This window comes from Streptomyces sp. NPDC002513, from assembly GCF_053595355.1.
Window position 1 is genome coordinate 1 of sequence record NZ_JBSFXK010000033.1, and the last position, 21273, is coordinate 21273.

The 21273-nt window shown below is 72.4% G+C and carries 21 protein-coding genes; 10 read left to right on the top strand and 11 right to left on the bottom strand.

The window, feature by feature from the left end; genetic code table 11:
• Window positions 1–339: 339 nt before the first annotated feature.
• The gene (locus tag ACWD5Q_RS21345) at window positions 340–852 is read left to right on the top strand and encodes a MarR family winged helix-turn-helix transcriptional regulator (RefSeq protein ID WP_451428673.1); all 513 of its coding nucleotides are present in this window, start codon (window positions 340–342) and stop codon (window positions 850–852) included.
• 32 nt (window positions 853–884) lie between these two features.
• On the opposite strand, the gene ACWD5Q_RS21350 is transcribed toward ACWD5Q_RS21345, so the two are convergent.
• Window positions 885–1673: a protein phosphatase 2C domain-containing protein gene (locus tag ACWD5Q_RS21350; protein WP_451428604.1), complete on the bottom strand. Its 789-nt coding sequence runs from the start codon at window positions 1671–1673 to the stop codon at window positions 885–887.
• A gap of 369 nt (window positions 1674–2042) precedes the next feature.
• Between ACWD5Q_RS21350 and ACWD5Q_RS21355 the strand changes: the two genes are divergently transcribed.
• Genes ACWD5Q_RS21355 through ACWD5Q_RS21375 form a run of 5 tightly spaced genes read left to right on the top strand, consistent with a single transcriptional unit; the run spans window position 2043 to window position 7922 of the window.
• The gene (locus ACWD5Q_RS21355) at window positions 2043–5132 is read left to right on the top strand and encodes a sensor histidine kinase (RefSeq protein WP_451428605.1); all 3090 of its coding nucleotides are present in this window, start codon (window positions 2043–2045) and stop codon (window positions 5130–5132) included.
• The gene (locus tag ACWD5Q_RS21360) at window positions 5129–5632 is read left to right on the top strand and encodes a roadblock/LC7 domain-containing protein (protein WP_451428606.1); all 504 of its coding nucleotides are present in this window, start codon (window positions 5129–5131) and stop codon (window positions 5630–5632) included. Before ACWD5Q_RS21355 ends, ACWD5Q_RS21360 begins: the two co-directional genes overlap by 4 nt.
• A complete protein-coding gene (locus tag ACWD5Q_RS21365; protein ID WP_451428607.1) occupies window positions 5629–6033 on the top strand; it encodes a DUF742 domain-containing protein in 405 nt (134 codons plus the stop codon). Before ACWD5Q_RS21360 ends, ACWD5Q_RS21365 begins: the two co-directional genes overlap by 4 nt.
• Window positions 6014–6661, top strand: a complete 648-nt coding sequence (locus tag ACWD5Q_RS21370) for a GTP-binding protein (protein ID WP_451428608.1) — start codon at window positions 6014–6016, stop codon at window positions 6659–6661. The genes ACWD5Q_RS21365 and ACWD5Q_RS21370 overlap by 20 nt, the downstream gene beginning before the upstream one ends.
• Before the next feature lie 22 nt (window positions 6662–6683).
• Window positions 6684–7922, top strand: a complete 1239-nt coding sequence (locus tag ACWD5Q_RS21375; RefSeq protein WP_451428609.1) for a styrene monooxygenase/indole monooxygenase family protein — start codon at window positions 6684–6686, stop codon at window positions 7920–7922.
• Between the two features lie 151 nt (window positions 7923–8073).
• On the opposite strand, the gene ACWD5Q_RS21380 is transcribed toward ACWD5Q_RS21375, so the two are convergent.
• The 8 genes from ACWD5Q_RS21380 to ACWD5Q_RS21415 form a co-directional block, all read right to left on the bottom strand.
• Complete coding sequence (locus ACWD5Q_RS21380; protein ID WP_451428610.1) at window positions 8074–8739, bottom strand: hypothetical protein; 666 nt, start codon at window positions 8737–8739, stop codon at window positions 8074–8076.
• A 156-nt stretch (window positions 8740–8895) separates the two neighbouring features.
• Window positions 8896–9564: a coiled-coil domain-containing protein gene (locus ACWD5Q_RS21385; RefSeq protein WP_451428611.1), complete on the bottom strand. Its 669-nt coding sequence runs from the start codon at window positions 9562–9564 to the stop codon at window positions 8896–8898.
• 99 nt (window positions 9565–9663) lie between these two features.
• Window positions 9664–9978: a hypothetical protein gene (locus ACWD5Q_RS21390; RefSeq protein ID WP_451428612.1), complete on the bottom strand. Its 315-nt coding sequence runs from the start codon at window positions 9976–9978 to the stop codon at window positions 9664–9666.
• Window positions 9979–10087: 109 nt separating this feature from the next.
• The gene (locus ACWD5Q_RS21395) at window positions 10088–10813 is read right to left on the bottom strand and encodes a TetR/AcrR family transcriptional regulator (RefSeq protein WP_451428613.1); all 726 of its coding nucleotides are present in this window, start codon (window positions 10811–10813) and stop codon (window positions 10088–10090) included.
• An 83-nt stretch (window positions 10814–10896) separates the two neighbouring features.
• On the bottom strand, window positions 10897–11826 hold the full coding sequence (locus ACWD5Q_RS21400) for an AurF N-oxygenase family protein (protein WP_451428614.1): 930 nt from the start codon (window positions 11824–11826) through the stop codon (window positions 10897–10899).
• Window positions 11827–11993: 167 nt separating this feature from the next.
• On the bottom strand, window positions 11994–13604 hold the full coding sequence (locus ACWD5Q_RS21405; RefSeq protein ID WP_451428615.1) for a penicillin-binding transpeptidase domain-containing protein: 1611 nt from the start codon (window positions 13602–13604) through the stop codon (window positions 11994–11996).
• Complete coding sequence (locus ACWD5Q_RS21410; protein ID WP_451428616.1) at window positions 13601–15007, bottom strand: FtsW/RodA/SpoVE family cell cycle protein; 1407 nt, start codon at window positions 15005–15007, stop codon at window positions 13601–13603. The genes ACWD5Q_RS21405 and ACWD5Q_RS21410 overlap by 4 nt, the downstream gene beginning before the upstream one ends.
• Before the next feature lie 186 nt (window positions 15008–15193).
• Window positions 15194–15700: a protein-tyrosine phosphatase family protein gene (locus ACWD5Q_RS21415; protein WP_451428617.1), complete on the bottom strand. Its 507-nt coding sequence runs from the start codon at window positions 15698–15700 to the stop codon at window positions 15194–15196.
• Between the two features lie 97 nt (window positions 15701–15797).
• On the opposite strand from ACWD5Q_RS21415, the gene ACWD5Q_RS21420 reads away from it, so the two are divergent.
• Complete coding sequence (locus ACWD5Q_RS21420) at window positions 15798–16601, top strand: nuclease-related domain-containing protein (RefSeq protein WP_451428618.1); 804 nt, start codon at window positions 15798–15800, stop codon at window positions 16599–16601.
• Window positions 16602–16629: 28 nt separating this feature from the next.
• Here the strand turns inward: ACWD5Q_RS21420 and ligD are convergent, their stop codons facing one another.
• Window positions 16630–17514, bottom strand: coding sequence for a non-homologous end-joining DNA ligase (ligD, locus tag ACWD5Q_RS21425; RefSeq protein ID WP_451428619.1), 885 nt, complete (start codon window positions 17512–17514; stop codon window positions 16630–16632).
• A gap of 51 nt (window positions 17515–17565) precedes the next feature.
• On the opposite strand from ligD, the gene ku reads away from it, so the two are divergent.
• On the top strand, window positions 17566–18765 hold the full coding sequence (ku, locus tag ACWD5Q_RS21430; protein ID WP_451428620.1) for a non-homologous end joining protein Ku: 1200 nt from the start codon (window positions 17566–17568) through the stop codon (window positions 18763–18765).
• A 178-nt stretch (window positions 18766–18943) separates the two neighbouring features.
• On the opposite strand, the gene ACWD5Q_RS21435 is transcribed toward ku, so the two are convergent.
• Window positions 18944–19432 (bottom strand): hypothetical protein, encoded by a 489-nt coding sequence (locus tag ACWD5Q_RS21435; protein ID WP_451428621.1) that lies wholly within the window; start codon window positions 19430–19432, stop codon window positions 18944–18946.
• 204 nt (window positions 19433–19636) lie between these two features.
• On the opposite strand from ACWD5Q_RS21435, the gene ACWD5Q_RS21440 reads away from it, so the two are divergent.
• Both ACWD5Q_RS21440 and ACWD5Q_RS21445 read left to right on the top strand, forming a co-directional pair.
• Complete coding sequence (locus tag ACWD5Q_RS21440; protein ID WP_451428622.1) at window positions 19637–20092, top strand: hypothetical protein; 456 nt, start codon at window positions 19637–19639, stop codon at window positions 20090–20092.
• Window positions 20093–20229: 137 nt separating this feature from the next.
• Window positions 20230–21066: an alpha/beta fold hydrolase gene (locus ACWD5Q_RS21445; protein ID WP_451428623.1), complete on the top strand. Its 837-nt coding sequence runs from the start codon at window positions 20230–20232 to the stop codon at window positions 21064–21066.
• Window positions 21067–21273: the final 207 nt, after the last annotated feature.

Sequence of the window (21273 nt, forward strand, 5' to 3'; positions counted from 1 at the left end):
CGGCGCCCCCGCGGGCGGGGCGCCCCGCCCGGCGCCCCCCCCCCCGACCGCAGGGCGTCATGCGTCTGCCGGCACGGTCGCGCTCATGGGCGTAGGCATGCCGGTCGGGTGGGTGACCAGGCACGCCGCGGACGGAGACCGCGGGCCGGGAAGGGGGCCGGAGGCGGCCGTCGGTCCACGCCTGCGAAATACTGGCGGAGCTGCGGCAAGGGCGAGGTGTGGCGGAAACTTTCAGGACCGGGTGACCGGGGCAGGGGTACTGACGTGCGCGAGGACTCAAACGGCGAGGGGCGTCCGGTCGGATCCGGCGTGTCCGGCATCGGCGCGGACCGCGCCGGGGTGCCCGCCGCCGGTGACGTTCATGCCGCCGGTGGCACGGCCGACGCGCCGGATGCCGGGGGCCCGGGACCCGGCGGCCGCGCGGACCAGGGGTTCCTGTCGCTGGAGCGCGAGCTGACCGTGTTCCTGCGGCGCGCCCGCGCCAGCCAGGGCGAGATGGCCCGCGAGGTCCACCCGGATCTGGAGAGCGCCGCCTACGGCCTTCTCGTACGGCTCGACGAGGGCGGCCGGCAGCGCGCCACGGAACTCGCCGCCTACATCGGTGTCGGCAAGGCCACGATGTCCCGCCAGTTGCGCGCCCTGGAGGACCTCGGCCTGGTCGCCCGGGAGCCCGACCCGGCCGACGGCCGGGCCTGGCTGGTCCACCTCACCGAGGAGGGCCGCAGCCGCGTCGGCCAGGTCCGCGACGCCCGCCGCGCCCGCTATGTGCGCCAGCTCGCCCACTGGGACCAGCGCGAGGTCGCCGAGCTGGCCCGGCTGCTGAACCAGTTGAACCGGGGCATCGAGAAGTAGGCCGCTCCGGGCCCGCGTCACGGGCCCGCGTCTCACAGGCCCACGTACACCACCGTCGCGTCGTCGTGCGTCTTGCTGCGGCCCAGGTGCGCCCGCCGTTCCCGGTCGGCGTCCTCCAGGGCCCGTACGCGCTCCACGAGCGCCGCCGCCCCCTCCTTGCGCACGAGCGTGAACAGGTCCGTCCAGTCGCCCTGGTGGAACTTCTCCGTCCAGCGGGTCGCGCCGTCCGTCAGGGCCACGAGGGTGCGCACCGCCGCGCGCGGCAGCTCGCCCGTCACCGCGCGGGCCGCGACCGAGGGGTCGGCGGCCGCCGTGAAGAAGCCGCCCTCCTTGTTGCGGACCGTGGCGTCCGCGATCGCGTCCGAGGCCAGCGAGGCGCGCGGGACGCGGGCGAGCCGGTCGTCCAGCAGGGCGGTGACCGTGCCGTCGGGGGCCTCGGCCAGCAGTACCGAGTCCGAGAGGACCAGATACTCCACCGTGGCCTCGGACCAGCGCCCGAGGACCACGGTCGCCTGCGGGGTGCGCGGGTGAGAAAGGTCACAGGTTAGCTCGTGGGCCTCGGCGGTAAGGCGGACAGCCCGTGCGAGGATCTCCGACAGCGTCAGATCCCGCCGGGAAACGGACAGTTCGGTCAGCGCTCCGCCGAGCCGCGCGCTGAACCAGTGGACGGAATGAAGGCATCCGTCGTCGCCCTCCGGCGGAGTCACCCCGTCCAGTACGACCAGCGCTCCGCCCTGTCCTGAGGCCGGAACGGCGAGTGCGGCGAAGTCCTCGTTGGGGCGGGTCGTGTCGCCGGGCTCGGAAATCAGTTCGCTGCGCATCCGGCCAGTCTGCACGAGCCCTTCACAAGGTCCATGAAGGGCTGGCAACGGCTGCGGAAACACTGCGACGCGCCAGGTCGGGCGCCTGTTTTGGCATGGAATGATCGACTCTGGTGAAGCGCGGTGGCGAATACTGTCAAAGCGTGCCGCCGACGTCCAACCGGCCCGCCGTGCGGGCCACCCGCGCGGGCCGCGGTAACTTGCCCGCCAACTCCCCGTCGATGTTCACTCCTTCGGGTGGCGGCTCAGGCGAAGTGAGACCTCTGCGCACCGCCGCTGAAAGGGTCGGAAGCCGTCGTACCGGGTCGACGTCCCAGTTGACGGGCCGTCACCCGGCCATGGGTACACGAGTCAGGAATGCGAGCACCGGTGCAGAAGACGCGGCCTCGGCGCACAGGCAAGCAGACGGCCACCGAACGGGGTGCCTCGGCCGGGTCCACGGGCAGCGGCCGTACCGCCCGTGTGCGCAATCGGCTGATCATCGCGGTGGCGGTGGTCGCCGCCGCGATCGCGGGTGCCGGAGCGCCGGGCGTCATCGCCGCCTCCGGGCAGCTGAACGACTCCCAGAACCTCGTGACGCTCGCCGAGCAGACCCAGGACGCCCTCACCCTCGCCCATGCGCTGGCGGACGAACGTGACGCGGTCACCGCGTACGTGGCCGCGGGACGCCCCAAGGGGCAGACGCCGGCCGAGCAGCAGAGCGCCCGCGTCGACCGGGAGATCGAGGACCTGCGCGCCGACCAGGGACTCCCCGCCGCGCTGCGCAAGGACCTCGACGACGTGGGCTCCGTACGGAGAACGGCGCTCGTCGGGAAGAGCAGCGCTCTCGAAGCGCACCAGGCGTACTCCACCGTCATCACCGAGCTGCACGCCCTCGCCGACCGGCTCGCCCAGCAGATCCCGCCGCGCGCGGGCTCCGGCGCCTACGCGCTCGCCGAGCTGGACAGCGCCGTGCAGCAGGCCGCCGCCGCCCGCGGACTGCTCGTCGCGGCCCTGAACGTCCCGCACACCACCCAGACCGTCATCAGCCCGGTCACCGGACTGCCGGTCACCACCACCACCACCACCGGCTCCTCGACCGCCGAGACCCGACAGCGCGACGCGCTCACCGCCGCGGCCCAGCAGGCCGCCGTGCGCTCCGACGCGGCCGTCGCCGACTTCCACGACACCGCGACGAAGACCGCCAAGGCCTCCTACGACTCGACGGTCACCGGCCCGGAGGTCACCTCCGCCGAGAAGTACCTGGCCGGCCTCACCGACCAGCCCACCCTCTCCGACAGCGAGCTCGGCCTCAGCGCCAAGAAGGTCGACGCGGCCCTGTCCGCCCGGATCGACCAGATGCGCGGAGTCGAGTCCGCGCTCTACGGGAGCCGGAGCAAGGACCTGGCGCAACTGCGCGACGACGACGTCACCGCGCTGGAGATCCGGATCGCCGTCCTCGGCGCACTGATGCTCGTCGCCGTGGGCATCGCCATGGCCATGGCCCGCAGTCTCACCCGCCCGCTGGCCGTACTGCGGCTCGGCTCGGCCCGGGTGGCCGCCGACCCGGCCGGCCAGGAGCCGGTGAAGTTCACGGGACGCAACGACGAGTTCGCCCAGGTCGTCCGCTCCGTCAACGCCCTGCACGCGCACGCCAGCGCCCTGCACGCGCACGCCGCCGCCCTCCAGGAGCGCCTCGGGACCCTGGAGGCCGACCGCAAGCACCTGGTCGGCCAGCGTCAGACCATGGCCGACGAGCGGGCCGCGATGCGCGCCGAACTCGCCGAGGCCACCACGCACCTGGAGCAGGTCCGGCACAGCATCCACTCCACCTTCGTCAATCTCGCGCTGCGCACCCTGGGCCTGGTCGAGCGCCAGTTGTCCGTCATCGAGGGCCTGGAGGACCGCGAGCAGGACCCCGAGCAGCTCGCCACCCTCTTCCGGCTCGACCACCTCGCCACGGTGATGCGCCGCCACAGCGAGAACCTCCTGGTCCTCGCCGGTGCCGAGCACGTCCAGCAGCACGCGGGACCGGTGCCGCTCGTGGACGTGGTGCGGGCCGCGGTCAGCGAGATCGAGCGCTACGAGCGCGTCCGGATCGCCGCGCTGCCGCCGCACGCGCATGTCGTGGGCTTCGTCGCCGACGACCTCTCGCACCTGGTGGCCGAACTGCTGGAGAACGCCGCCTCCTTCTCGCCGCCGGACGTCGCCGTCGAGATCTCCGGCTGGCTCCTGGAGAACGGCGAGGTGATGCTCTCCGTCCAGGACGAGGGCATCGGTATGACCGCCGAGCGGATGAGCCGGCTCAACGCCCGGCTCGCCGACTTCGACCCGGCCGAACCGTACGACCAGGAGGACGGCGAGGGCCTGGGACTCGGCCTGTACGTGGTGGCCCGCCTCGCCCACCGGCACGGCATCCGCGTCCAGCTGCGCGAACAGAAACAGGGCGGCATCGCGTCGGTCGTCGTCCTGCCCAGGACCCTGCTCGCCGCGGCCCCGGCGGCCGCCGTGCCCACGACGGGCACGGGCCCGGCCGCGGGCGGCACGGCCTCCGTGGCCCTGCCCGGCGCCGACGCCGAGGCCAACTCGAACGTTCTCAGCGGGCGCACCCGGATCACCGTCCAGGAACCGCGGGGCACCGAGGACCCGCTGATCGCGGCGGCGGAACAGGCCGTGCAGGACCAGGGCGCCCAAGACGCCCGGAACACTTGGAACGCGGACGCTCCGCAGGACACCGTGCGGGACGAGGACAGGGCCCCCGGCGACAGCGCGGTACGGGACGCCACCGCCGTACGGGACGCCGATGTCGTAGGCGATGAAGGCGTCGTACGGGACGAAGGCGTCGTACGAGACGACCGTGCGGTGCATCACGAAGGTGCGGTGCACCACGAGGGCGCCGTACGGAACGAAGAGGCCGTCCGCGAGGACCGGCCCGCGCGGGAACCCGCCGCCGCAGCCGGGGAGTTCGCGTTCCCGGCCCCGGAGCCCCCCGCCGATCTGCCCGGCCCCGAGACCACGATGGAGCTGCTGCTTCCGTCGCCCCGGACGGAGCAGCCCGCGTCCGCGCCGCCCGCCGCCCCCGGCGGGTCCGCGGCGGGCCCGTACGCCATCGGCCCCGACACCCACGAACGCACCGTCGACGAGGGCGAGCCCGCGCCGGCTCCGGCACCCGAGGACCCCGAGGCCCCCCGGCTCACCGCCAAGGGCCTGCCCAAGCGCACCCCGAAGATCTCCGCGCCCGCCCCGGCGCCCCGCCCGCGCGCCGGCGGTGTGGACGCCTCGGCGCTGCGCCGTAGGCTCGGCGGGTTCCACCGCGGAGCCGCGGAGGGCTACCGCCACGTCGAGGCGGAGATCGCCGAGCAGACGGGGGAGACCAGGGCGCCCGCGCAGCGCTCCACAGCACCCCCTCAGAGCGCAACACCCGGTATCGCACCGGACGTTGACCCATCGGGGGGCACAGTCGAGGAGGCAAGCAGTTGACCGCGCCCAGTACCTTCGGACTGAGCAGTGAGGCCCGCAATCTGCACTGGCTGCTGACGAACCTCGTCGAGGAGGTGCCGGGGCTGCTGTCGGTCGCGGTGGTCTCCTCCGACGGCCTGCTGCTCCTCTCGTCCGACCCCGGCAGGAACGCGGCGGCCCGCGCGGGCCACGCGGACAGACCCGGCGGCCCCAGGGGGTCGTCCGCCGACCTCGCCACCGTCGTCTCCGGCATCGGCAGCCTCACCGTCGGTGCCGCGAAGCTGATGGACTTCGGCGGGGTCCGGCACACCATGGTCGCGATGGACGAGGGCAGCCTCTTCGTCATGTCCATCAGCGACGGCTCGCTGCTCGGCGTGCACGGCTCCGCGGACTGCGACATGAGCGTGGTGGCGTACCACATGGCGCTCTTCGTCGGCCGCGCCGGACATGTGCTGACGCCCGAACTCCGCAGCGAACTACGCAAGTCCCTGGAGGCCGAGTCGGCGGGGAGCGCCCGATGAGCACCGGACCGAAGAAACTTCCCGTGCGCGGCGGTGACCGCAAACCCGCCCGCGTACGCCCCTATTCGCTCACCGGCGGCCGTACTCGCTTCGGGCATGTGCTGCTAGTCGAGACCTTCGTGGCGGCTCTGGAGGCCCCCGAAGAACGCCGTGAACTGACCAATGGTTCACTGGCCACCCGAGTGATGCCCGAGATGCGGGCCATCGTCGAACTCTGCCGCCGCATGCGTACGGTGGCCGAGATCGCGGCACTGCTGAAGATGCCGCTCGGAGTGGTCCGCGTGCTCCTCAGTGACCTCGCGGACCAGGGAAAGATCCGTGTGTACGGAACCGGTCACGGCCCTGGACAGCCGGACCGCGCTCTGCTGGAAAGGGTGCTGAGTGGACTCCGTCGTCTCTGATGCCTCCCCGGGCGTCACCCCGCTCCACGTCGACCTCGACGAGCAGGAGCACCTCCAGGCCTGGCAGAGGGACCGCACGCGCGCCCCGATCGCCACGAAGATCGTGGTGGCGGGCGGCTTCGGCGCCGGCAAGACCACCCTGGTGACCACCGTCTCGGAGATCACGCCCCTGCAGACGGAGGCGCTGATGACCGAGGCCAGCCGGGAGACCGACGACCTCACCGACACGCCGGAGAAGATCACCACCACGGTGGCGATGGACTTCGGCCGCATCACGCTCGACGACGACCTGGTGCTCTACCTCTTCGGCACGCCGGGCCAGCAGCGGTTCTGGTTCATGTGGGACGACCTGGTGCGCGGCGCGATCGGCGCGGTGGTGCTCGCGGACACGCGCAGGCTCGCGGACTGCTTCCCGGCGCTCGACTACTTCGAGAGCAGCGGCCTGCCCTACATGGTCGCGGTCAACCACTTCGACGACAGCGAGCGGTTCGAGCCCGAGGATGTGCGCGAGGCCCTCACGATCCCCGCGCACGTACCTGTCATGATCATGGACGCCCGGCGCCGGATCTCGGTGATCGAGACCCTTCTGGCCCTCGTGGGCCACGCGCTCGACGTCACCCCCGAGTAGTCCCGATAGGAGCAGCACCCGCATGCGGAAGATACTCGTCGTCGGAGCCGGTCAGTCCGGACTCCAGCTCGCCCTCGGCCTCCAGTCGCACGGGTACGAGGTCACCCTGATGTCCAACCGGACCGCGGACGAGATCCGCACCGGCCGGGTCATGTCGACGCAGTGCATGTTCGACACCGCGCTGCGGCACGAGCGTGATCTGCAGCTGAACTTCTGGGAGTCCCAGGCCCCGAAGATCCAGGGGCTCGGTGTCTCCGTCGCGGGTCCCGAGTCGCAGAGGGTCATCGACTGGGTGGGCCGGCTCAACGGTTTCGCGCAGTCGGTGGACCAGCGCGTGAAGATGGCCGGCTGGATGGAGACGTTCGCGCAGCGCGGCGGCCAGCTCGTCATCCACGGCGCGGCCGTCTCCGACCTCGACTACTTCTCCCGCGCCTACGACCTGGTGCTGGTGTCGGCGGGCAAGGGCGAACTGGTCTCCATGTTCGGCCGCGACGCCTCCCGCTCCCCGTACAGCGAGCCGCAGCGCGCCCTCGCGGTCGCCTACGTCCACGGCCTGGGTCCCCGCCCGGAGCACCCGGACTACGACGCGGTGCGCTGCAACCTGGTGCCGGGCGTCGGCGAACTCTTCGTCATGCCGACCCTGACCACCTCCGGCCGCGCCGACATCCTGTTCTGGGAGGGCATCCCCGGCGGCCCGCTCGACGTCTTCAAGGGCGTCAAGGACCCCTCCGAGCACCTCGCCCTGACCCTGGAGCTGATGAAGCGCTTCACGCCCTGGGAGTACGCGCGGACCACCAAGGTCGAGCTGACCGACGCGAACGGCACCCTGTCGGGCCGCTACGCGCCCACCGTCCGCAACCCGATCGGCCGCCTCCCCGGCGGCGGGGCGGTCCTGGGCGTGGCGGACGTGGTCGTGGCGAACGACCCGGTCACCGGCCAGGGCTCCAACTCGGCGTCCAAGTGCGCCGCGAGCTACCTCGCCTCGATCCTCGAACACGGCGAGAAGGAGTTCGACGAGGCATGGATGCAGACGGCCTTCGACCGCTATTGGGACGACACGGCCCAGTACGTCACCAAGTGGACGAACGCCATGCTGGGCGTGCCGCCGGAGCACGTCCTGAACCTGATCGGCGCGGCGGGCGCCCTCCAGCCGGTGGCCGACCGGTTCGCCAACGGCTTCGACGACCCGTCCGACTTCGAGAACTTCTTCTACGAGCCGGAGAAGGCGGAGGCGTACCTGGCGTCGGTCGCCGGGGCCTGACCGGCCTCTGATCGACCTCTGCTCGGCGAGGCCTCTGACCAGTGATGTTGGTCAGGGGCCGTTGTCCTGTCCGATACGTGCTCGTGATCGTGCCTTTCGGTGATGCCCCGCACGAGGGGGGCTCGCGGTCGCCGAGGACGGGTGGCGTCGGTCAAGGCTGGGGGTCCACCGCGACCCACGTCGACGCGGGACGCTGCCCCTGGGCCGGGGCGGGACACACCAGGGTGTTGCTGTTGGCCGCGCAGTGCAGGGTGTAGACGGAACCGCCCTGAGTGATGATCTTGTAGAACGCGTCACTGCCCTGGGCGTCGACCGAGACCCCGCAGACCGGGGAGTTCGTCGGGAAGCCGCTGATCATGCTGAGGTCGGTCCAGCCGGCGGCATTGGCCGGGCCCGAGACGATGTTCGGGTTGTCCGGGTTCGTGTTGGTGACGCGCCGGCCGGCGAACGGCGTCCCGTCGACGAGTGCGGCGAGGTACTGCTCCGCACCGTTCGGCTTGGTCGAGTCGACGCCGGTGCCGCACGCGCTCGCGGTCGCGGTCACGGTAGCCGTCACGGTCGCGGTCGCTGTCACGGTCGCGGTCGCTGTCACGGTTTTGGTCACCGTGACCGTGGGCTTGGGGCTCTTCTTGCACTTGTCCTTGTCGTGGCCCGAACGGTGCTTGCCGTGGTCGCACTTGGGGTCGGTGACGTATGACGCGCTTGTCTTGGAGGTCATGCCGACGGCGACCGCCACCGCGGGGGTCCCCACCGCGACCGTCACCGCCGTGGCGACCGCGGCGAGTTTGCGGAGGCTCCTCGACCCGCCTTGAGCCACTGGCCCGTGCTGCGTGGCCGTCTGGTGGGTGGTTCCCCGATTCCGACTGGGAGCTTGACGTGGGCGCGGTGGAGCGCAGGCGCAATCGGGCGGCAACACGCTTGCAGATCGACAGATCGGGCTAGCGGATGCCCCCGGTAGGGCACGTCCCGGCGGCTACCGCTGCTGCGCGCTCCCGGCCAGGCCGCGCTCGTAGTCGGCGAGGGCGGCGAGCTGGTCGGGGCTCAGCGAGGCGAGCCGTTGCTCGATGTCGTTCAGCCGCCGCTCGGCGTCGTCGCGTTCCTTGCGCTGCCGCTCGGTGAGGGCGCGCTGGCCGTCGAGGGCCTTGTGCGCCGCGCGGGCCAGCGCGTCGGCGCGCTGCTCCGCGCCGGCCATCTCGCGTACCCGCTCCGCCCGCTCCCGGGCCAACTGCGCGATCACATGACTCGTGTCGAGGGCGTGCTGCGGATCCCGGGCCATCAGCAGACGTACGTACGAGGAGAGCTCCCTGCTGTTGCGGTACTGCTGCCGGGCCAGCAGGCCGGCCGCGCGACGGCTGTCCGCCAGGGCGACCCGGGCGCGGGCGAGCTGTGCGTCCAGCCGTGCGGCCTCGGCCTGCCGCTTCCTCAGCTGCTCGGCGACGGCGTTGTAGGTCGCGGTCGCCTGCTCGGCCCGCCCGTACCCCTGCCGGAGGTCCGTCAGCAGTTCGGAGAGCGTACGGCCGGGGTCCGGCGTCCGGCGGGAGTCGGCGGCCGGGTCCGGGGCGCCCGCCGCGGACCCGGGGGCGAGCAGGGCCGCGGCGGTCACGGCCGCCACGCACACCAGGCGGAGCATCCGCTGTGCCATGTCCTCACCTCCGGTGCGGGGGGCCTTCCCCCTCGCACCGGCAGGATGGGGCGCGCGCCGGCCGGGCGCCCGCCCGGTGGTCCGACCGGCCCAACGAGGTCACCCGGCGGTGGCGTCCGGTCCGCCGTGCGCCGGGCCACCTGGGCTCGAACGCGGTTTCGACCACGGCCACCGCGGGCGTCCGCCGCGGTCCCCCTCGGGGTCGTAGGCGTACCTCCAGCCGGGGTGGAGTCCGAGTCTGCCGGGAGACCCCGCCGGGACGCGACGGTAGACGAGCACGGTGGGCGGGCCGCCGGCCGCGTCCGGGACCGGGACGCGGTACGTCTTCGGCGGGTGGCCGGTCAGGCCGAGCAGGACCGGAAGGACGCGCCCGTCCAGGGGGCCGCCCACGAACGGGGTGTCTTGGCTCTTCACGGCACCAGTGTGCTCCGCACGGCGGCGGCGGGGTCACGTGGCACCAGGGCGGTGCCCGGGTCACGTGGCACGGCGAGGTGACCCGTGGCGTCCATCGCGCGGTACCGGGTCACAGCAGGTGCCCCGCGTCGCCGATCACCGGCAGGACCCGCCGGGCCAGGACGCCGACCGGTCCCTCGGCGCTCTCCAGGGCCAGCGCGGCCCGTACCACGGCGGCGGTCTGGGCGTCGCGCCCCGCGGCGGCCACCAGGCACGCCACGAACTGCTCCACGAGCCAGTCCCTCAGCTCGTCGGCCGGCGGCTGCTTGTCCTCGTCGAGCCAGATCAGGGAGGCGGCCTCCACCGTGGTGATCCACATCCGCACGGTCATCCGCAGCCGCGGTCCCGGCTTCTGGGCGCCGACGTGGCTGAGGATGTGCTCGACGGCGGCCCGTCGCACCCCGTCCACGATGGCGGTGGTGCGGGACGTCTCGACCACGCTGCCGCCCTGGAGCAGGGCGCTGAACCCGGCGTCGTGCCGGCCGACGAAGGCGAGGTAGCGGTCCAGGGCCCGGCCCAGGCGCCGGGTGAGCGGGCCCTCCTGGGGTTCGGCGAAGCACTGCTGGAGCTCCTCGGCCGCGGAGCGCAGGGCGGCCTCGTAGAGCTGCTGCTTGCCGCCCGGGAAGTAGCGGTACACGAGCGGGCGCGAGACCCCCGCCGCCTCCGCCACGTCGTCCAGCGAGACCTCCTCGGGCGCGCGGTGCGCGAACAGGGACAGCGCGGCGGCGAGGAGCTGGGTCCGGCGCTCTTCGACGCTGAGCCTGCGGTACGCGCGGGTCGGAGCCTCGGAGGTCATGTCCGCAGCGTAATCGGGACGCCGGAGGAAGGGGGACCCGGCGTGGGGCGGCCGTCCGGTTGCCGCCCGCCCGTACGCCGTGCTCAGGCCAGCAGTCCCGAGGACTTCCACAGCCGCCGGCCGACCCCGCGCAGCACCCCGATGTCGTCGAGGAAGCCGGTCAGCCGCTGCGCGCCCGTCTGCATGACCTCCCGGCGGTGGCCGCTGGCCCTCACCTGGGCCAGGGCCTCCCGCTGGTCCAGCCCCACGTTCGGGTACACCTCGGGGTTCACGAAGGCGACCGAAAACACCCGGGCGAACTCGCCGGAGGTGATCCGGGTGAACTCCCGCGACCACCGCGGAGCGGTCAGCATCTGGCGGCGCAGCTCCTCACGCGCGTAGCGGACGTGCCGGGCCTCCTCCACGACGTGGATACGCGTGACTCCGCGGATCAGGGGCTGCACCCGGTCGTCGGGGAAGGTCAGCCGCTGCATCCAGTCCAGGACCTCCTCGCCGAGGAGCGTGGCCGTGAAGGACCCGGGGGTCGTCGAGATCGTCTTGAAGACGCGGCCCAGGCGCTGGTGGACCCGGCTGACCGGGTACCAGGGCGTGTCGCCGTGTGTGATCAGCCGGGCGAACATCTTGGAGTGTCGGCACTCGTCCTCGATCTCGGTCAGCGCGTAGCGCACATGCGCGCTCGTGGCCGCCTTGTCGTAGATGTGCCGCACCAGCAGCTGCATCAGGATGAGCTCGAACCAGATGCCGAGCGAGGCGAGCGCGGCGGCCTCGTGCCGGGAGAGCAGGATCCGCTGCTCCTCGCCCATGCGCTTCCACAGCGGTGTGTCGTACAGCGACACCAGCTCCGGGGGCCAGAACCACTTGCCGTCCTCGAAGGGCGCGTCCCAGTCCAGTTCCCTGTCCGGGTCGAAGGAGTGCTTGGCGGAGGAGGCGAGCAGCCGCTCGGCCACCTGTTCCCGGTCCTTGAGCAGGCCGAGCGCGTCGCGCAGCACGTCGGCTTCGGTCACGGTCGTCATCGCTGTTCCCCACCACGTCGTCGTACGGGCCGCCGTTACCCGCGGTCACATCTTATGAGACTGCGTGTCAGCAAGGACGTCAATCCCTTGAGTCGGACTTGTTGACACAGCGTCTACCACGGGGGCGCGGGGGTGGGGCCCGAGGCCGGGCGGGAATCAGGCGCCGGTCAACGCGCGCTGGGTGACAGCGCGTTGCGCCCGGGGGACGGCCGCGAGTCCGCCCCGGGCCTCGGGCGCGAGTCCGGGCCTGACCCCGGCCGCGAGTTCGGCCCGTGGCCCGGCCGGGAGTCCAGCACCGCCTCCATCACGGCCCTCGCGACCGGCGCCGCGTCCCCGCCGCCGCTGATCTCCCCGCGTTCGCCCGCCGCGTCCTCCACCACCACCGCGACCGCCACCGCCGGCTGTGCCGCGTCGTCCGGCTGCGCCCAGGAGATGAACCAGGCGTAGGGCCTGCCGGAGTTGCCGACACCGTGCTGGGCCGTGCCCGTCTTGCCGCCCACCAGGACGCCAGGGATCGCCGCGCTGCGGCCCGTCCCCTCCTGCACCGCGTCCGTCATCATCTCCCGCAGCAGCGCCGCGGTCGCCGGGGTCATCGCCCGGTACCGGGTGTGCGGGCCGGCCGTGCCGACCGTGTCGCCGCGGCTCGTCGTCGTCCTCTCCACGAGGTACGGCGCCTTCACCGAGCCCCCGCCCGCCACCGCCGAAGCGACCATCGCCATCTGCAACGGCGTCGCCCTCGTGTCGAACTGCCCGATCGAGGACATCGCGAGCTGCGCCTGGTCCAGCTTCCGGTCGAACGTGCTCGGCGCCACCGCGAACGGCACCCGCAGCGTGGGGTCGTTGAAGCCGAAGCCCTCCGCGGTGGCCGTCATCGTCCGCAGCCCCACCGCCACGCCCAGCTTCGCGAACACCGTGTTGCACGACCACTCGAAGGCGTACCGCAGCGACGCGTTCGCGCAGCCGTTCGTTTCATTGCTCAGCCGGGTTGTCGTGCCCGGCAGGAGGTAGGGGTCCGGGGACGGCGTCGCGTCGTCGGGGTCCCACACCAACCCCGAGTCCAGCGCCGCCGCGGCCGTCACCACCTTGAAGGTGGAGCCGGGCGGGTACGTCTGCCGGATCGCCCGGTTGAGCATGGGCTGCGCCGCGTCCCCGTTCAGCCGCGCCCAGGCCCGGGCGGCGGACGCCGAAACCCCCGACACCTCCCCGGGGTCGTACGACGGCGTCGAGACCAGCGCCAGGATCCGCCCCGTCGACGGCTCGACCGCGGCCACCGCGCCCGTGCGTCCGGCCAGGTTCCGGAAGGCGGCCTGCTGCGCCGCCCCGTTGAGGGTGGTGACGACCCGGCCGCCCGGCGGGCGCTTGTGCACGAGGTCGTTCCACAGCGGGAACAGCGAGAGCGTCGGATCGGTGCCCGCCAGCACCGGGTCCTGCGCGTTCTCCAGCAGCGTCGTCCCGTACCGTTGCGAGGCGAAGCCGGTGACCGGCGCGTACAGCGGGCCGTCCGTGTAGGTGCGCTCGTAGCGGAACATGCCGCCGGTGTCCCGGGAGCCGGTCACCGGCCGTCCGTCGACCACGATGTCGCCGCGCGGCCGGCCGTAGCGGTCGATCGCCTGCCGGTGGTTGGCGGCGTTGCCGCCGTACCGCTCGGACTCGAAGATCTGCACCCGGGTCGCGTTCACCAGCAGTGCGACCAGCAGCACCGCGCACAGGGCCGCCGCCCGGCGGATGGTGGCGGTCCCTCCGGGCCGGGCGAAGTCGAGGTCCGGGGGAAGGCTCACGGCACCGCCGTCCCGTCGTGCTGGCCGCGCGCCGAGTCGCTGATCCGGATCAGCAGCGCCACGATGATCCAGTTGGTCACGACCGAGGAGCCGCCCTGCGCCAGGAAGGGCATCGCCATGCCGGTCAGCGGGATCAGCCCCGTCACCCCGCCCGCGATCACGAACACCTGGAGCGCCACGATCGACGCGAGCCCGATGGCGAGCAGGCGTCCGAACGGGTCGCGCAGCGCGAGGCCCGCCCGGTAGCCGCGCTCCACCAGCAGTGCGTAGACCAGGAAGAGCGCGGACAGGCCCGCGAGCCCCAGTTCCTCGCCCGCCGTGGCCAGGATGAAGTCCGACTTGACGGCGAAACCGATGAGGACCGAGTGGCCGAGTCCGAGGCCGGTGCCGAGCGCGCCGCCGGCGGCGAACGCGAACAGCGACTGCGCGAGCTGGCCCGCGCCCTGCCCCGCCTCGATCGACGCGAAGGGATGCAGCCAGTCCGCGACCCTGCCGTGCACATGCGGTTCCAGCCGGCCGACCGTGAGCGCGCCGAGGGCCGCGAGCGCCAGACCCGCGGCGATCCAGCCGGTACGGCCTGTGGCGACGTACAGCAGCACCACGAACAGGCCGAAGAACAGCAGCGAGGTACCGAGGTCGCGCTCCAGGACCAGCACGCCGACGCTCAGCAGCCACACCGCCACGACCGGGCCGAGGACGCGCCCGGCGGGCAGCCGCAGCCGCCCCGCACGGCGGCCCGTCGACGCCAGCGCATGGCGGTTGGCGGCCAGATACCCGGCGAAGAACACCGCCAGCAGGATCTTCGCGAACTCCCCGGGCTGGATGGAGAACCCGGCGAGCCTGAGCCAGATCCGGGCGCCGTTCACCGCCGGGAAGAAGATCGGCAGGATGAGCAGCAGCAGTGCGGCGACCACGCAGACGTAGGTGTAGCGCTGGAGCACCCGGTGGTGGGGCAGCAGCAGGACGACGGCGATGAACAGGGCCACGCCCACCGTCGACCAGTACAGCTGGGTGGGGGCGGCCCGGTGGCCGGGCGTCGCCAGATCGAGGCGGTAGATCAGCACCAGGCCCACGCCGTTGAGCAGAACGGCGATGGGCAGCAGCAGCGGATCGGCGTACGGGGCCCGCAGGCGCACCGCGCCGTGCGCGAGCAGCGCGAGCAGACCGAGCCCGGCGCCGTAGCGCACGGTGCCGGGCGGCACGGCGCCGTGGTCGGCGAGACCGACGGCGCAGTAGCCGTACACGGAGAGCAGGACGGCGAGGACGATGAGGGCGCACTCGATGCCACGGCGCCGGAGCGGACGCGGGGCGGCGGGAGCGAGGGCGTCCGCCGCCGCCCCGGGCGCCCCGGCCGTCGCGGCCGTCTTGGCCGTCGAGATTCCTCGCGTTCCGGGCTCGATCATGTGCGGAACGTAGCAAGCGGGCGACGGGCGTGTCCCGTTATAGGGGGTTAATCGGGTATAGGGGGTTAATCGGGCTGTTCCGGTGCTTGTGGGGCGGCTGGCGGCTGCCGATGAGGGCTGTCGATCGCGGGCCGCGACCGACGGCCGTGGGTGGCTGCCGATCGCGGGCCGCGACTGCCGGCCGCGTCACTCCGCGAGTTCCTCCAGGAGGCGGGCCGTGTCCAGACCCGCCCGCAGATACTCCACGAACAGCTCGTTGTGCAGCGCCCAGGGGCCCCGGCGGGCGCGGATCATCCCGATCGCCTCGTCGGCGGTGTGACCGGCCCGGATCAGCGCCTGGGCGACGACCAGCCCCGAACGGTTGTAGCCGTGGTAACAGCGGACGAGGACCCTGCGGCCGTCCTCCAGGGCGTCGTCGGCCGTCTGCGCGAGCCGCATCACGCCCGCGATCTGCGTCCCGTCCAGCGGCCCGTCCGGAATCGGCCACACATGGTGCTCGACCCCCTCGTCCGGCCCGTACCCCGGCAGTCGCAGCAGGGTCAGCACCAGATCGAACTCGTCGCTCACGACGGCCGGCTCCCGCTCCCCGGACCGCCCCGCGAACTCGTGCCCGCCCATCCACAGGCCGGGCACGATCTCGCTCCACGGGACGTCCGGAGCCGGAACCTCGGGTTGCATTCTGCGGGTCCGCAACGGCGCCTCCCACCGACTCCCCAACTGCTCACAAAGGTAACCGGGTTCTTGCCCCTGGAGCACCCCGCCTGTTCCCATGGTCATGGGGTGATGGTCCATGGACGGACTGCGCGTCATACCGACCTGGCGACACGGCCAGGAACGCTTGTACGTATGCGGAGCCGACGGCAGGAACGTGGCGTGGTACGACCGCGAGGCGGGCCGGGTCAACCTGCTCGGCGAGGACCGGCGGCAGGACGTGCTGGACGCGCTCCGGCCGTTCCTGACCGGCCCGGTCGCCGTGGGGCCGCCACCCGTCCCCACGCCTGCCGAGCTGGCCCGGCTGTCCCTCCATCCGGACGACGACCTGGCGCCGAACCGGCCCGGCGAGGCACTGCTGATCGCCCTGGACCGCGACCCGGGGCCCGCGCACCGGCTGCGCCCCGACCCCCGGCGGCGGGCGCTCGCCGCCGAGCAGACGGTGGGGGAGGCGCTGGACGGGTTGGAGGGCGCGGGCTGGCGCACCCTGCACTCGGTGCCCCTGCCCGGCGGGGACCGCGTCCACCACCTGGTGATCGGCCCCGGCGGCCTCTTCGTCGTTCACGCGCTCCACGCCCGCAGACAGCGGGTCCTCGTGGCCGACCCGATGGTGACGGTGGGCCGTGGCGAGCCGCGCCCGCTGCTGCGCCGGGTGCGCGCCGACGCGGACCGGGCGTCGTACGCCCTCACCGCCGAGGTGCACCCCGTCCTGGCGGTGACGGAGCCAGCCCGCCTGGAGATCACGGCCCCGCCGCGGGAGGTCCGCGTGCTGACGGACACCGAACTGTCCGGCCTGGCCCGCCTGGGCGGCGTACTCAAGCCGGCCGACGTGGAGGTCCTGCACGCGATGGCGCGGGATCGGCACACCTGGGGCAGGGTGTGAGCGGCTCAGGAGAGGGTCGGGAGATGGCTCAGGAGGGCAGCGGTCCGGCGCGGGCGGGATCGAGCAGCGGGGCCAGCAGATCGCCGTACGCCTGGAGGCGGGGGGCGATGTCCGGGGCGCGTAGGACGAGAGCGCCCGGGGACGCGCAGGCGGCCACCTCCTCCCATGTGACCGGCGCGGACACGGTCGGCTCCGCCCGGGCCCGCAGCGTGTAGGGCGCCGCTGTCGTCTTGCGGGCCGCGTTCTGGCTCCAGTCCACGAAGACCTTCCCGGGCCGCAGGCTCCGCGTCATGCGGTGCAGCACCAGGCGGGGCATCGCCTGCTCCGCCTCCACGGCGAGTTGTCTGGCGTACTCGGTCGTCCGCTGCGACGGCGTCGGCTCCACCGAGGCCAGCAGGTGCAGCCCCTTCGAGCCGGACGTCTTCGCGTACGCCTCGATCCCGTCCGCGGCGAGCCGCTCCCGCAGCCACAGGGCGACCCCGCAGCACTCGACGACGGTGGCCGGTACGCCGGGGTCCAGGTCGAACACCAGGCGGTCCGCCACGTCGGGGGTCTCGACGCGCCACTGCGGGGTGTGGAACTCGGTGACGAGGTTGGCCGCCCACATCAGGCTCGCCAGGTCCTGGATCAGCACCATGCGGGCGGGGCCCTCCGCGCGCGGCACCTCGGCCGTGGTGACCCAGTCGGGCGTACCCGGCGGCACGTTCTTGGCGAAGAAGACCGGGCCGTCCGGGCCGTCCGGGTACCGCAGAAAGGACAACGGGCGGTCGTGGAGGTGGGGCAGCAGCACGTCCGCGGTGGTCGCGTAGTAGTGCAGCAGCTCGCCCTTGGTGAAGCCGGTCGCGGGATGGAGGACCTTCTCCAGATTGCTGAGCGCGAGCCGCCGCCCCTCCACCTCGGTGATCGGCGTCATACGATGAGAATCCCATGAAATCGCCCGTTATCGATTGAAAAGGTGCGGAACGTGCGATCCATTTGGAACGGCGCCATCTCGTTCGGCCTGGTCAGCATCCCCGTCAAGCTGATGAACGCCACCGAGAACCACGCGCTCTCCTTCCGCCAGATCCATCTGGAGGACGGTGGCCGCATCCGCTACCGGAAGTTCTGCGAGCTGGAGGACCGCGAGGTCCCGCCGCCGGAGATCGGCAAGGGATACGAGGACGCGGACGGCTCGGTCGTGCCGATCACGGACGAGGACCTGGCGCAGCTGCCCCTCCCGACCGCCAGGACCATCGAGATCGTGGCCTTCGTACCGGCCGACCGGATCGACCCGCTCCAGATGGACGCGGCGTACTACCTGTCGGTGAACGGCGCCCCGGCCGCCAAGCCCTACGCCCTGCTGCGGGAGGCGCTCCGGCGCAGCGGGAAGGTGGCCGTCGCGAAGTACGCGCTGCGTGGCCGGGAGCGGCTGGGCATGCTGCGCGTGGTCGACGACGTGCTCGCCCTGCACGCGCTGCTGTGGCCGGACGAGATCCGGGCGGCGCAGGGGGTGGCACCGGACGCCGACGTCCCCATCCGTGACAAGGAGCTGGACCTGGCGGACACGTTGATGGACGCCCTGGGGGAGGTGGACCTGGACGAGCTGCACGACGAGTACCGCAAGGCGGTGGAGGAGCTGGTCGCGGCGAAGGCGGAGGGCAAGGAGCTGCCACCGGCCCCCGGACCCGAGGGCGGCACGGTCCTGGACCTGATGGCTGCCCTGGAGAAGAGCGTGCGCGCCGCCCGGAAGTCCCGGGGCGCGGAGCCGGGCCGGGAGGCGGAGGTGACACCTCTGCCGTCCCGGAAGCCGGCGCGTGCGGCACCGAAGGAGGCCGGCGGCACGAAGTCGACGTCGACGGCGAAGAGGGCGACGGTGCCGAGGTCCGCGCCGAAGAAGACGACGAAGAAGACGACGAAGAAGACGACGGGGGCTACGGCGAAGCCGACGTCCGCGGTGAAGTCGGCGTCCGCCGGCAAGAAGACGGTGGGCAGGAAGTCGTCGGAGAAGGCGTCGGCGACGTCGTCGTCGGCGACGTCGACCATGGCGAGGTCGGAGCCGAGCGGCAAGAAGACAGCGGCCAAGAAGACAGCGGCCAAGACGGCGACGGCGAAGAAGACGACCGCGGAGAAGGCGACCGCGAAGAAGACTGCGGGGCGGAAGCGGGCCGGCTCACGGGCGGGGTGAGGCGGGTCCTTCCGGAACGGACCGGGTCACTCGGTGCGCACCATCCGCCGGCCTTCCGGGCCCGGCCCGGCCGGCCTCTCGACGCCCCGACTCGTGCGAGGAATCGGACGGCAGGCGACGTCCCTTACGCCGAAGGGCAGTTGACGCCGAGTATGAGGATCGCTCGGCACGCCGGCGGTCATTCACTCGGGCCTCCCGCATCGACCGACGGCATCTCTTCGGGCGGCGGGGCGTCGGGATCCTGGAGGCGGGCGTCGTCGCTCGAGGCGGGGGCAGGCGTCGATGCGGGTGAGGGGAGATAGGGAGATTCCTGGGCGGCGGGGGAGTCGTCCGGGAGGGCCCTGTCATCGGTGTGCCGGCGATGGCCGTGGGGCTGAGTCGGCGCTGGTCTGGCGGTAGCGTCCTGCCCGTTCTGCCCGTCCTTGCCTTCCTTCCCCTCCGTGCCGTCCCTGCCGTCCCTGCCCTCCCTGCCGTCCTGCCCGTCCTGGCCTTGCTGTCCTTCCTTCCCGTCCTTCCCTTCCTTCCCGTCTTTCCCGTCCCTGCCTTGCAGGCCGGGGGGGCCGGCGGGCCCGGTGGGGCCGGGGGGACCGGAGGGGCCGACCTCGATCTGATGTGCCTGCAGATCGTCGATCTGCATCTGCTCGGAGATGAGCGCGATCGACTGCACGACGAGTGCGGCGATGAGTGCTCCGCCGAGCACAAGGTGGCGCAGTGGCGGCCTTCGGTGAGTCTCTTTCACGCTGCTCACATGACCCCTCACGGTGTGTGACGGAATCAGTGTAAGTGACGGATAGTCAGACGTAGTGGACTTCCTTGTCGAGTCCGGGTGGCACCTTCGACCTCCGCGCCCATGATGCGAAGTACCCGGCGGATGAGTCCGGCCCGGGGCAGCCCGGGGCAGCCCGGGGCAGAGGTTCCCGACCTGCGCCTGCTCAGGCAGACGTCCGTACCCGCCCTGTCGGCGGAGGAGGCCTTCGACGTGTTCAGGGGGCGCCACACCGGCCCCGGGCTCTTCGTGCCCGGGGCCTCACATTCCGGCAAGGTCGAGCCCGACCTGGTCCTCGCATCGAAGGGCGGCTTCGCTGATCAGGAGGAGTACCACGACCCCTCGCCGGTACCGCTGGTCGCCGAGGTGACCTCCCCGTCCACCGGGGCAGAGTGCCGTACGAGCTGTCCGCCGTCGTGCCCCTTCCCGAACCCCTCGGCTGAGACCTGGACACCGGACAGTTCTGAGTCCGAGGCGGACGTCGTCCTCGATCCCTGCGTCTTCGGGAAAGGGGTGGTGCGCTGTGCGACAAAAGGGGGCACGGCGTCCGCCTTAGCGTGAGCGGCGTTCCACGCCGCGCCGCGTATACCTGCAGACCGGGCGCCGACATTCCGGCCTTCCCGTATGACGGTGCTGCCTTTCCGTACGGAAGCGGGGCGTGGCGCGCACCAGTCATTCCAGAGGCGAGGAAGCAGCGCATGCCGTTCATCACCGTGGGCCAGGAGAACTCCACCTCGATCGATCTCTACTACGAGGATCACGGCACCGGGCAACCGGTCGTCCTCATCCACGGCTTCCCGCTCGACGGCCACTCCTGGGAGCGGCAGAGTGCCGTACTGCTCGAGGCCGGCTACCGCGTGATCACCTACGACCGCCGCGGCTTCGGACAGTCCGGCCAGCCGACGACCGGCTACGACTACGACACCTTCGCGGCCGACCTGAACACCGTGATGGAGACCCTCGACCTGCACGACGCCGTCCTGGTCGGCTTCTCGATGGGTACCGGTGAGGTCGCCCGGTACGTGTCCGCCTACGGCTCCGCCCGGGTCGCCAAGGTCGCCTTCCTCGCCTCGCTGGAACCCTGCCTGCTCAAGAGCGACGACAACCCGGACGGGGTCGCCCCGAAGGAGTTCTTCGACGGTGTCGTCGCGGCCGTGAAGGCGGACCGGTACGCGTACTACACGGCCTTCTTCAAGGACTTCTACAACCTCGACGAGAACCTCGGCACCAGGATCAGCGAGGAGGCCGTCCGCAACAGCTGGAACGTCGCCGCGGGCGGCGGCTTCTTCGCCGCCGCCGCCGCGCCGTCGACCTGGTACACCGACTTCCGTGCCGACATCCCGGCCATCGACGTACCGGCCCTGATCCTGCACGGCACGGGCGACCGCATCCTGCCCGCCGAGGGGACCGCGCAGCCGTTCCACAAGGCACTCCCGTCCGCCGACTACGTGGAGATCGAGGGCGCTCCGCACGGCCTGTTGTGGACCCACGCGGAGGAGGTCAACACGGCACTCCTCGCCTTCCTGGGGAAGTAGGTCCCACGGAGCCCGGCGGCCGTGTAGCGGGCGGCCGGGCTCCTGCTCGCAGGGCGTCCGGCCGCGGCGGTCGTGGTGATGGCGGTGCCACGCCGCCCGCGATGGCGGAGATCCCGCACGGGAGCGGTGGGCGGTTCGGCGCGGCGCACGGTAGCACAGCGAGCGCGGTGCGAAGGGTGCGTTCACGGTGACGGTGGCCCGTGCGGC